Annotated in this window: 10 protein-coding genes; 6 read left to right on the forward strand and 4 right to left on the reverse strand. The window is 38.1% G+C overall.

Features of this window, described 5'->3' with window-relative positions; genetic code table 11:
* Positions 1 to 85: 85 nt before the first annotated feature.
* The 4 genes from leuD to leuA are packed head-to-tail and all read right to left on the reverse strand — an operon-like array spanning position 86 to position 4,764.
* Entirely contained in the window at positions 86 to 688 is a 603-nt protein-coding gene (leuD, locus tag ACNART_RS15355; RefSeq protein ID WP_198620835.1) for a 3-isopropylmalate dehydratase small subunit, read from the reverse strand.
* A gap of 11 nt (positions 689 to 699) precedes the next feature.
* Positions 700 to 2,109 carry a 3-isopropylmalate dehydratase large subunit gene (leuC, locus tag ACNART_RS15360; protein ID WP_368927828.1) on the reverse strand — a complete coding sequence of 470 codons (1,410 nt, stop codon included), beginning with the start codon at positions 2,107 to 2,109 and terminating at the stop codon, positions 700 to 702.
* 1 nt (position 2,110) lies between these two features.
* Positions 2,111 to 3,202, reverse strand: coding sequence for a 3-isopropylmalate dehydrogenase (gene leuB, locus ACNART_RS15365; protein ID WP_198620833.1), 1,092 nt, complete (start codon positions 3,200 to 3,202; stop codon positions 2,111 to 2,113).
* A gap of 2 nt (positions 3,203 to 3,204) precedes the next feature.
* Positions 3,205 to 4,764 carry a 2-isopropylmalate synthase gene (gene leuA / locus ACNART_RS15370; RefSeq protein WP_368927827.1) on the reverse strand — a complete coding sequence of 520 codons (1,560 nt, stop codon included), beginning with the start codon at positions 4,762 to 4,764 and terminating at the stop codon, positions 3,205 to 3,207.
* Between the two features lie 869 nt (positions 4,765 to 5,633).
* Here leuA and leuO point away from each other — a divergent pair.
* The 6 genes from leuO to ftsL all read left to right on the forward strand — a co-directional run bounded on the left by leuO (position 5,634) and on the right by ftsL (position 12,546).
* The gene (leuO, locus tag ACNART_RS15375) at positions 5,634 to 6,578 is read left to right on the forward strand and encodes a transcriptional regulator LeuO (protein WP_109371160.1); all 945 of its coding nucleotides are present in this window, start codon (positions 5,634 to 5,636) and stop codon (positions 6,576 to 6,578) included.
* A gap of 519 nt (positions 6,579 to 7,097) precedes the next feature.
* Positions 7,098 to 8,903: an AMP-dependent synthetase/ligase gene (locus ACNART_RS15380; protein WP_196533376.1), complete on the forward strand. Its 1,806-nt coding sequence runs from the start codon at positions 7,098 to 7,100 to the stop codon at positions 8,901 to 8,903.
* A gap of 223 nt (positions 8,904 to 9,126) precedes the next feature.
* Complete coding sequence (gene cra / locus ACNART_RS15385) at positions 9,127 to 10,134, forward strand: catabolite repressor/activator (RefSeq protein ID WP_075670767.1); 1,008 nt, start codon at positions 9,127 to 9,129, stop codon at positions 10,132 to 10,134.
* A 684-nt stretch (positions 10,135 to 10,818) separates the two neighbouring features.
* Entirely contained in the window at positions 10,819 to 11,277 is a 459-nt protein-coding gene (mraZ, locus tag ACNART_RS15390) for a division/cell wall cluster transcriptional repressor MraZ (RefSeq protein WP_075670769.1), read from the forward strand.
* A 3-nt stretch (positions 11,278 to 11,280) separates the two neighbouring features.
* Positions 11,281 to 12,228 carry a 16S rRNA (cytosine(1402)-N(4))-methyltransferase RsmH gene (gene rsmH, locus ACNART_RS15395; RefSeq protein ID WP_196533377.1) on the forward strand — a complete coding sequence of 316 codons (948 nt, stop codon included), beginning with the start codon at positions 11,281 to 11,283 and terminating at the stop codon, positions 12,226 to 12,228.
* A complete protein-coding gene (ftsL, locus tag ACNART_RS15400; RefSeq protein WP_109371152.1) occupies positions 12,229 to 12,546 on the forward strand; it encodes a cell division protein FtsL in 318 nt (105 codons plus the stop codon).
* The last annotated feature ends 10 nt before the right edge of the window (positions 12,547 to 12,556 follow it).

Consider the following 12,556-nt stretch of genomic DNA (forward strand, 5'->3'; position numbering starts at 1 on the left):
CAAAAAAAAGCCGTAAATGAATTTACGGCAAGAATGACAAAGTAAACATCACAGAAAGTAGAAGAAGGTGAAAAAATTACTGTAGTTAGCGCATAAAGGTGGGTTGTTTTGCCTCGTAAGCACTAATATCATCTTGGTGTTGCAGCGTTAATCCAATGCTGTCTAATCCTTCAATCATGCAGTGACGGCGAAATGAGTCGATTTCAAAAGAGAAATGTAATTCACCCGCTCTAACCTCTTGTGCCACTAAATCTACGGTAATTGGTGTACCAGCATGTTCTTTTACCCAATCAAATAATTGTGAGATTTCATCATCACTTAATTTGATGGGTAATAATTGATTGTTAAATGAATTTCCGTAAAAAATATCAGCAAAGCTGGGTGCGATAACGGCGTGAAAACCATAATCAGTTAATGCCCAAGGTGCGTGTTCACGAGATGATCCACAACCAAAGTTTTCTCGTGCTAATAAAATAGAAGCGCCTTGGTAAATTGGCTGATTTAAAATAAATGTAGGATCAGGCTGAGTGCCTTCGTCATCCAAAAAACGCCAATCATGAAACAGGTGTTTACCAAAACCAGTACGCGTCACTTTCTGCAAAAATTGCTTAGGAATAATGGCGTCGGTATCCACATTTGCTGCATCTAAAGGAACCGCAATACCCGTGTGTTGAGTAAATTTATTCATTGTGTTCTCCTTTAAGATGCCACTGCAAATGTACGAATATCTGCAAAATGACCATTAATAGCAGCAGCTGCCGCCATTGCAGGACTAACTAAGTGTGTTCGACCTCCACGACCTTGGCGGCCTTCAAAGTTACGGTTGCTGGTAGATGCACAGCGTTCGCCTGGATTTAATCGGTCGTTATTCATGGCCAAACACATTGAACAACCCGGTAAGCGCCATTCAAAACCTGCTTCAATAAAGATTTTATCTAAGCCTTCCGCTTCCGCTTGGGCTTTAACCGGCCCTGAACCCGGAACAACAATCGCTTGAACATGAGAGGCGACTTTATGACCTTTGGCTATTTCAGCGGCAGCACGTAAATCTTCAATACGAGAATTTGTACAAGAGCCAATAAAGACTTTGTCGATAGCGACATCTGTTAAGTTAACGCCTTCACTTAATCCCATATAAGCCAAGGCTTTTTCAGCAGAGGCACGTTCAACAGGATCGTTAAAACTGTTTAATAATGGAACAATTTGGTCAATCGCAATGACTTGGCCTGGGTTGGTTCCCCATGTGACTTGTGGTGCGATATCGGCAGCATTGATAGTCACTGTGGCATCAAAGATTGCATCATCATCAGATTTTAAGGTTCTCCAATAAGTGACGGCTTCATCCCATGACTGATCTTTAGGCGCAAATTGACGCCCTTTTAAGTAGTCAAAAGTGGTGTCATCAGGTGCGACTAAACCTGCTTTAGCTCCCATCTCAATTGCCATGTTACATAAGGTCATTCGACCTTCCATGCTTAAGGCTTCAATGGCTTCACCTGCAAATTCAACGATATAGCCTGTACCCCCCGCACTACCTAATTTGCCGATAATGGCTAATACGATATCTTTTGCCGTGATCCCAATGGCTGTTTTACCCTGAACTTCGATTTTTAATGTTTTAGCACGAGACTGTTTTAAGGTCTGAGTTGCTAAAACATGTTCAACTTCTGAAGTACCAATCCCAAAAGCTAATGAACCAAAAGCGCCATGAGTTGCTGTATGTGAATCACCGCAAACAATAGTCATTCCCGGTAAGGTTATGCCTTGTTCTGGCCCCATTACGTGAACAATTCCTTGATAAGGATGATTTAAGTCATACAACGTGACACCAAATTCTTGGCAGTTTTTCATCAACTCTTGCATTTGAATTCTTGCCATATCACCACAAGCATTAATATCTTTAGTTTGTGTTGATACGTTGTGATCCATCGTTGCAAAGGTTTTATTCGGTTGACGAATAGGGCGACCTTTTGTCCTTAATCCATCAAAGGCTTGAGGCGATGTCACTTCATGCACTAAATGCCGGTCGATATACAGAATGGGTGTTTCATCACTCACTTCTCTGACAACATGTGCATCATAAATTTTTTGATATAATGTTTTACCCATGTTATGCCCCTTCACGAATATATTGAGCGATACGATCACCCATTTCGGCGGTTGTGATTGCGTTACCATCACCCGCTAAATCTGCGGTGCGATAGCCTTTTGCTAACACTTGTGTGATAGCATCTTCAATGGCTTGAGCTGCATTATCTTCATTAAAGCTATAACGTAATAACAGTGCGGCAGACAGAATTTGTGCAATAGGGTTAGCAATGTTTTTACCTGCTATATCAGGAGCTGAACCTCCAGCTGGTTCATATAAGCCAAAGCGTTCTTCGTTAACACTGGCAGATGGCAACATTCCCATAGAGCCAGTGATCATTGCGCATTCATCAGATAAAATATCGCCAAAAATATTGGAGCACAGCAACACATCAAACTGAGAAGGATCTTTAATTAACTGCATTGTTGCGTTATCGATATACATATGCTGAATTTCAACATCTGGGTATTCTTTTGCGATCCCTGTTACCACTTCACGCCATAAAATAGAGCTTTGTAATACGTTAGCTTTATCAATTGAGGTTACTTTATGACGGCGTTTACGTGCTGATTCAAACGCAAAGCGTGCAATACGTTCAATTTCATAACGATGATAAATTTCAGTATCAAAAGCACGCTCTTGTGCACCTTCACCTTCACGACCTTTAGGTTGACCGAAATAGATACCGCCTGTTAATTCACGTACACATAAAATATCAAAACCACGTTGTGCAATATCGGCTCGTAATGGGCAGTAGGCTTCTAAACCTTCATATAAGCGAGCTGGGCGTAAATTGCAGAACAATTTAAAATGCTTACGTAATGGTAATAAAGCACCACGTTCTGGCTGTTCATTTGCAGGTAAATGTTCCCATTTAGGACCACCGACTGAACCAAATAAAATCGCATCAGCTTGTTCACAACCTACTAAAGTATCTGCGGGTAACGGAGTACCATGATTATCAATGGCAATGCCACCGATATCGTATTCTTTTGTTGTGATATTGAGTGAGAAGCGCTCACTAACTGCCTTCATCACTTTTTGTGCTTGAGCCATGACTTCAGGGCCAATACCATCTCCGGGTAATACTGCAATATGATAATTTTTTGACATAATTAAACCGCTTCTTGTGTTGTGTGTTGTTTGCGTTTTTCTATTTCGACTTGCTCTGAGCGCCAAATGCTATTAATAACGTGGATCATGGCATTTGCTGATGAACCTACGATGTCAGTTTCTAAACCCATTCCATGAAATTTACGTCCTTGATATTCAACGACGATATCAACTTGCCCTAAGGCGTCTCTGCCTTCACCTTTAGCTGTTAATTGGTAAGTGACTAATTTCAACGGATAACCTGTTGCGCGAGAGATGGCTTGATAAACCGCATCGACGGGACCATTACCCGTTGCTGCTTCAGTAATTTCTTTATCACCATGAGTAATGCTGACACTCGCGGTAGCAACGGTTGATGAACCCGATTGAGTATTAAAATAATTCATTACAAACTCATCAGGCTCTTGTTGCTGTTGTCCCATAAATGCTAAAGCTTCCAAATCGTAATCAAAGACTTGGCCTTTTTTATCAGCCAAACGTAAGAAGGCAGAATATAAAGTATCCAAGTTATAATCTGTTTCACGATAACCCATCTCTTCCATACGATGTTTAACTGCCGCACGACCTGAGCGAGAAGTTAAATTCAGCTGCACTTCTTTTAATCCGATAGATTCTGGAGTCATGATTTCGTAGGTTTCGCGGTTCTTCAAAACGCCATCTTGGTGAATACCCGATGAATGCGCGAATGCATTGGGGCCAACAACAGATTTATTAGCATGAATTGGCGTATTACATAATTGGCTGACTAATTGGCTGGTGCGATAAATTTCTTTGTGATTAATCCGTGTCTGAACATTCATCATTTGCTCACGGACTTTTATCGCCATAATGACTTCTTCTAATGCGCAGTTACCTGCACGTTCGCCTAAGCCATTAATTGTCCCTTCGACTTGTCTTGCACCCGCTTGTACTGCGGTAATTGAGTTAGCGACCGCCATGCCCAAATCGTCATGACAGTGAACAGAAATAATAGCTTTATCAATATTGGGAACACGCTCAAACAAGTTGGTGATAATGCCACCAAACTGATAAGGCGTTGTATAGCCTACGGTGTCTGGAATATTAATGGTGGTTGCACCAGCATTAATTGCGCTTTCAACAATTCGACATAAATTATCGATATGAGTACGTCCCGCATCCTCGCAAGAAAATTCCACATCATCGGTATAGCGACGAGCTCGTTTTATTGAGTTCACGCCCATTTCAATAATATCTTCGAATGATTTCTTCAATTTATGTTCAGCATGCAATGCCGAGGTTGCCAAGAACACGTGGATACGAAAAGCTTCTGCGACTTTTAAAGACTCTGCTGCAACATCAATATCGTTATCAACGCAGCGTGCTAATGCACAAATACGGCTATTTTTGATTTCACGTGCAATGGTTTGTACGGATTCAAAATCACCGGGAGAAGAAACAGGAAAGCCCGCTTCAATGATATCCACACCTAAACGCTCTAAAGCGTAAGCAATTTGTAACTTCTCTTTTACGCTTAAGCTCGCCTGCAATGCTTGTTCACCATCTCTCAATGTGGTATCAAAAATAATCACGTCATGGCTCATAATCTGTTCCTTTCTCTTTTTATTTGCTGTTTGCGCTCTCCCAGGTATAAAAAAACCCGCGACTAGCGCGGGTTTTCTCTCTAAGGGCAGGTGTGTTTCACTTTTTACCCATAAGCCGACCGCGCATAAAAGTTGCGAGTAGTAGTAGGCTTGATAGTAAAATTGCGTTTGACATGAAACATCCTTAGATAAGTTCTCAATAATCTGTATTTATTGATACCTAATACCAATAAAGATGTCAAGTGTTGGAATTTATTAATTCATTTGTCAGTGTTATTTATAAATTTTTCATAGTGATTCTGGCTAATATCTAAATTTTTACTAATGATTATAACTATCAAGCATTCATTGATTGGGTTAATGTTCCATACGTTGTTTGAAAAAGAGTGAAATGAAAAATTAAACAATTGTTTGCTTTTTTTTTAATCAGCCAGTGGGTAGGGGAAAAAGAGGGGGTTAGGGGAGGAATAATTGACAAATGTGAGCAACGTTTTGAATGTAAGAATAAAAATCATTGTATTATAAAAAATAATAGATATCGGATACCTATTTTAGGAATGAAAGTACATTATTTTATTATGATTTTTATCATACTTTGTTTTATTATTTGCAAGGCAGAAGGTAAAACAGGTTGTAATATATATTGATATAATCATTTTCTATACATGTAATTTTAATGTCAAAATTAATTTCTTATATGAAATATGTTTTTTTATTGATATGAAAATTATGTTTTTAGTTATATACATGGATGATGAATAATAAATTTTAATAAATAGTTTAAGTAATAGTTAAAGCTTATTTATTATTAATAATATATTAGTTAATAATGTTTATTTGACTATTATGATAACATAGTGGAGTAAGAAATGACGGATTACACATCAGCAACAGTTACCAGCAGAGAATCAGCAGATATGCATTTACGTAATGTTGATCTTAATTTATTAACGGTATTTGATGCTGTTATGCAAATGCAAAATGTTACCCGTGCTGCGCAAGTACTGGGCATGTCACAACCCGCAGTGAGTAATGCTGTATCTCGCCTTAAAGTTATGTTTAATGACGAATTATTTGTTCGCTATGGACGCGGTATTCAACCTACATTAAGAGCTAAACAACTTTTTGGCCCAGTAAGACAAGCCTTACAATTGGTTCATAACGAGCTTCCTGGAGCAGGATTTGAACCAGAACAAAGTGAGCGTATATTTAATTTATCTATTTGTAGTCCTCTAGATATAAAACTAGCACCCAAAATAGTTGAACAAATTAAAAATGAAACACCTAATATTAACGTTAATATTAAGTCTTATTTAAATAGCAATATAGAACACCAATTAAAATATCAAGAAGTTGAGTTCTTTATTAGCTATAAGGAATTTGAAAAGACTGAATTTCATTCACAACCACTATTTAATGACGAAGTTGTTTTAGTCGTTTCTAATAAACATCCTCGTATTAAAGAGAGTGTGACCCAAGAGATGTTATTAAATGAGCAACATTCCATTGTTTCTTTAGATGATATTGGTTCATTTAGTGCGCCTTATTATAAAGATACTCATTTGGAAGATTTAATCACTTATCAAGGAACCGATTTAAATAGTGTATTAAATATTGTATCTAGAACTTATTTGGTCGCTATTGCACCAAGATGGTTAGTTGAAAGTTATTCTGAGCAATTAGATATTAAAGCTGTGTCGTTACCTTGGGAAAAAACAGAGCGTCCATGTTACTTGATTTGGCATGAGTCAACAGCGCGTGATAAAGGCCACTTATGGATGAAAAATTTATTAAGTGAAGTTTGTCAAAAATAGAGTGTTTTTGCTCATAATTAGTTTTTTTTACTAATTATGCAGAAATAGTGGCAGATAACGTTAGCTATTCGGCTAATGACCAAAATGGCGTTTATGCAGTTAGGTAAACTAAATTGGATTGCTGTCACTATTTTTGCCCTTTCTTTGTAATAATGACTCTTATTTGTATTATACTGTGCTAAACCTATTTTTTTTCACTAATATTCTCCTCTCTATATTGTCATTGATTAAGTTATAACAATTACCTATTGTTATTTATCAGCTTTTCTTTTCGGCTTTCCATAAAAAATAAGATCATCATATTTAGTTTTCTCACGATGATGAGATAGCCTTTTTTGACAAAACTTTTCATAACTCACAATTTTACAAATTTATGTAAAATTGAATTCCTTTATTTTGGTGGATCACTTAGACTTTTATTCGAGTCAGCGAACATGTGTAAGCTGAAATTGTAAGGGAGACATTTTCTCCATTTCGGTTTCATAACACGGTCGCTTTTCCATAAATAGCAGGAAAATTATGATAACTAATAATAATCTTCATGATTATCATATAATTAGAAGATTGCAGATGCAATTTTTGCACAGCGGGAATAAAATTGCTTATCGTCAGTGGGATGCTAAGCGCAATATCGAAATGTCTTGGGAGTTGGTTGAAAAGAAAACACGCGCGCTCTCAAATGCATTGTTAGAAATGGGTGTGGATATTCAAGAAAATATTGGGATCTTTTCTCAAAATACCATTGATTGGTCTTTAGCTGATATTGCTTCTTTGCAGCTACGCGCAGTAACTGTTCCTCTTTATGCAACAAGTAGTGTTGAACAAGCCGCTTACATTTTAAATGATGCGAATATTCGTATTCTTTTTGTTGGCGACCAAAAGCAATACGATATTGTTTCTGAATTATTAGCGTTATGTCCTCAGCTTGAACATATTATTGTGTTTAACTCTGATGTTGTGTTAAACGAAAATATACCTTCATGCTATCTGGAAAATTTAATTAACCAGTCAACATTTCAGCATGATGACGTGTTAAAACAGCGTATTAATGAATGCAATTTAGATGATCTGTTTACTCTGATTTATACATCAGGAACCACAGGTGAACCTAAAGGCGTTATGCTTGACTATACAAGTCTAGCATCACAACTTTATCTACATGATGAGCGTCTCTCATTATCTGATAAAGATGTTTCTCTCTGTTTCTTACCTCTTTCTCACGTTTTTGAACGTGCGTGGAGCTTCTATGTGATGCATACAGGTGCGGTTAACGTGTATTTGACTGACACTCATGCTGTCAGAGAGGCAATGAGTGCGGTTAAACCTACCGTGATGTGCGCCGTTCCTCGCTTTTATGAGAAAGTGTATAGCGCTATTCAAGATAAAGTGTCTCAAGCTTCAGTGTTTCGTCAATTTATCTTTAAATGGGCGATAAAGCAGGGTGAAAAACAGCGTGAAGCACAACTAAATCAACGTCAACAGGGCTTTATTTCCCGCTTATGTTATCGTTTTGCAGATAAAAAAGTGTTAAGTCCAGTGCGTCAAATTTTAGGTGGGCGAGTTCGCTTTTTACCTGCGGCAGGAGCGCGTTTAGATGATGCTGTGATCCGCTTCTTCTTGGCTACTGGTATCAATATTAAATATGGCTATGGTATGACAGAAACCTGCGCCACAGTTTCATGCTGGGAAGAGAACAAATATAAATTAGGTTCTATTGGCACCCCATTGCCGGGCGTCGAAGTGCGTATTGGCGCAGAAAACGAAATCCAAGTACGTGGCAGCATTGTCATGAAAGGGTATTTCAATAAGCCTGAAGATACGGCGGATGCCTTTACAGAAGATGGATGGTTACGTACCGGAGATGCTGGTGCACTTGATAGTGATGGCATGTTATTTATCACTGAACGTTTAAAAGATTTAATGAAAACGTCAAATGGTAAATACATTGCACCACAAATGATCGAAGGAACATTAGGGCAAGACCGCTTTATTGAGCATATTGCGGTGATCGCAGATACACGCAAATTTGTTTCTGCACTTATCGTACCTTGCTTTGATGCATTAGAAGAACACGCGCGTGCATTAAATCTAAAATATCAAGATCGTATGGAATTATTACGCCATACTAAAATTAAAGAGCTATTTGATGAACGTTTACGTGAAATGCAAAAAAACTTTGCAAGTTTTCATCAAGTTAAGCGCTTTACTCTTCTTGCTGAAGGCTTTTCTATGGAATCGGGTGAATTAACACCAACATTGAAACTTCGCCGTAAAATTATTTTTGAACGCTATCGAAATGAAATCGAATTAATGTATCAAGATTAATTTTAATTGATGAAAAAGCACCTAAATGGTGCTTTTTTCTTTTGAAATTACTTATTGATAGATAATAATGATTGAAATAATTGATAAAAGACATAAACGGAAACGTTGACGCATACGGTTTTATCAGTAAATTGTGTTAAAATGCAAACTCAGATCAGCATGATGACTGAAATTCATAGCAATATGTAATAAATAACACATTTAATAATTAAAAGAGGCTAATGTGAAACTGGATGAAATCGCCCGCTTGGCTGGTGTTTCACGAACAACAGCAAGTTATGTCATTAATGGTAAAGCGAAACAGTACCGTGTAAGTGACAAGACTGTTGAAAAAGTGATGGCGGTGGTCAGAGAGCATAATTACCACCCGAACGCTGTTGCCGCGGGATTACGTGCTGGTCGTACGCGTTCTATTGGTTTGGTTATTCCTGATTTGGAAAATACCAGTTATACCAGGATCGCAAATTACCTTGAACGACAAGCGCGTCAACGCGGTTATCAATTACTGATTGCCTGTTCAGAAGACCAGCCAGACAACGAAATTCGTTGTGTTGAGCACTTACTGCAACGTCAAGTTGATGCCATTATTGTTTCAACAGCATTGCCACCAGAGCATCCTTTCTATCAGCGTTGGGCAAATCGCTCATTACCGATTATTGCGTTAGACCGAGCATTAGAAAGTGAGCATTTTATCAGTGTTGTTGGCGATGACTTAGAAGATGCCAAAATGCTGGCAACAGAATTAAAAGCATTCCCTTCGCAATCTGTACTCTATTTAGGCGCACTTCCTGAACTCTCTGTGAGTTTTTTACGTGAACAAGGTTTCCGTAATGTATGGAAAGATGATCCTAGAGAAGTCACCTACCTATATGCAAATAGCTATGAACGAGAAGCTGCTGCGGCTGCTTTTTCTGAATGGTTAAATAACAATCCAATGCCTGATGCGTTATTCACTACCTCTTTCGCTTTATTACAAGGGGTTATGGATGTGACATTACAACGTAGTGGTCGTTTACCAACACAATTGGTTATTGCGACTTTTGGTGATCATGAGTTATTGGATTTCCTTGAATGTCCTGTTTTATCTGTCGCTCAACGACATCGTGATATTGCAGAACGTGTGTTAGAACTTGTTCTTGCGAGTCTTGAAGAAGAACAAAAACCGCAAGCAGGAATTACACGTATTCGTCGTGATTTATGTCGTCGAGGCAGTTTGGGGCGTGCGCGTTAATTGATGTCGCTCTGTTGGTAATTATCTGCATTTATACTCATCCCTGTTTTATTAAATTAAAACGGGGATGTTTTATTTGATTTAAGAATGTCGAATTGCTTAGAGAATATTAAATTTGAGATTAATCTTAAGCGTTTTTTTACTATTTCTCGCATTTTGCTAAATTAGTAGATTGAATTTTGACATATCCATAAGTGATATTGCTTAAATTTAATGAGTAATTAATTTTATTTTGGGAAACTTAAGAAAAAAAGAAATAACTATCTTCATGATATTGAATTATTTTTTTTCGTCTTGCTGTTTTTGTTTATATAAAAGCAACCTCAAATTATTATGTTGGCTAAAGGTAAATGAACTGCAATAAATTAGTTTTTTATAATAAAAATCATGATTTACTTATTATGATTTCTTTATCTGGTTTTCTTCCTTGTAATCGCTATAAATAATTACTTTTCGTGATTAAAAATAGAATTTGAAAAATAACCTCTATTAATCATAGTGTTAATATTTCTTTTTTTCTTTTTGTCGATAATTTAAACATTCCAGAGTATCTACCAAATTACTGTAAATATAAATAAAGCTTCCTATATCTGGCTTGACAACGTTTTCATACCATCCGTAAACTCTATTTGTGGGGATTTGTGGGATAATGTGGTGTAAATTACAAAGCTGGGGGTAATGAGGATGTTTCGTGGAGCAACACTCGTTAATCTTGACAGCAAAGGGCGAATAACAGTTCCTTCCCGTTATCGAACAACGCTGAGTGAGATTTCTGAAGGTCAAATGGTTTGTACCATTGATCTCAATCAGCCATGTTTATTGCTTTATACCCTTCCAGAATGGGAAAAGATTGAGTTAAAATTAGCGGCTTTGTCCTCCATGAATCCTGCGGAACGTCGAGTTCAACGTTTGTTATTAGGTCACGCCAGCGAATGCCAAATGGATAGCGCAGGACGTCTTTTGTTAGCTAGCACGCTAAGACAGCATGCGGGGCTAACAAAAGAGGTCATGTTAGTCGGTCAATTCAATAAATTTGAATTGTGGGATGAACAGGTCTGGTACAAACAGATCGAAAAAGACATTGTAGCCGAGCAAACCTCACAGGAACCGTTATCGACACGACTATTGGATTTATCACTTTAAATAATGACAACGAATAATTTTAGTCATACCAGTGTATTACTGGATGAAGCAGTGAATGGCCTGAATATTAAACCTTCAGGTATCTATATCGACGGAACATTTGGTCGCGGAGGGCACTCTCGTCTAATTTTATCGCAATTGGGCGAACAAGGTCGCTTGATTGCGATAGACAGAGATCCACAAGCGATTGCTGTTGCTAATGAAATTGATGATGCTCGTTTTTCTATTGTTCATGGGCCGTTTTCAAATATTGAGCAGTATGTCACTGAGTTAGGTTTAGCAGGGAAAATTGATGGTGTATTACTGGATTTAGGTGTTTCTTCACCTCAACTTGATGATCCAGAACGTGGTTTTTCTTTTATGCGTGATGGACCTCTTGATATGCGTATGGACCCAACATCAGGGCAATCAGCCGCACAATGGCTGATGACAGCAGCAGAAGAAGACATCACATGGGTATTGAAAACCTTTGGTGAAGAACGATTTGCTAAGCGTATTGCTCGCGCCATTGTTGCACGTAACAAAACAGAAGAGCCTTTGACTCGAACCAAACAATTGGCTGATTTAATTAGCGACGCAAGCCCAGTAAAAGAACGACATAAGCACCCAGCAACACGTAGCTTTCAGGCAATTCGTATCTATATCAACAGCGAATTAGATGAAATTGAAAAAGCATTAAAAGGTGCTGTTTCTGTTTTAGCACCAGAAGGACGTTTGTCGGTCATTAGTTTCCATTCATTAGAAGACCGATTGGTGAAGCGTTTTATTCGAGATGAAAGTAAAGGGCCAGTTGTCCCTGCGGGTATTCCTCTCACAGAAGCGCAGATAAAAGAGTTAGGAAGTGCTCGCTTATCGAGTATTCACAAGATGAAACCGACAGGCGTAGAAGTTGAAGAAAATCCACGGGCACGAAGCTCTGTATTGCGTGTAGCACAACGTATTGAGGAATAAATGTCTACTGAACGACACTCACTACCGAGAGTTATAGGGCAGGATTTACTGCGTCATGGCAAATTACCTGTATGTTTACTGATTGCTGTGATTATTTCTGCGGTGTATGTCGTGACGACCGCACATAAGACACGTTTATTAACAGCCGAGAAAGAGCGTTTAGTGCTGGAGAAAAACGTATTGGAGATCGAATGGCGCAATCTCATTCTTGAAGAAAACGCACTGGCTGACCATAGCCGAGTAGAGCGTTTTTCAAGTGATAGTTTGGGAATGATCCATGTTGACCCAACAAAAGAGAACATCGTGGTTACTAAATAATTAAGGCAAG

The sequence above is a fragment of the Proteus sp. LHD240705 genome, from assembly GCF_047921555.1.
Classification (GTDB): Bacteria; Pseudomonadota; Gammaproteobacteria; order Enterobacterales; family Enterobacteriaceae; genus Proteus.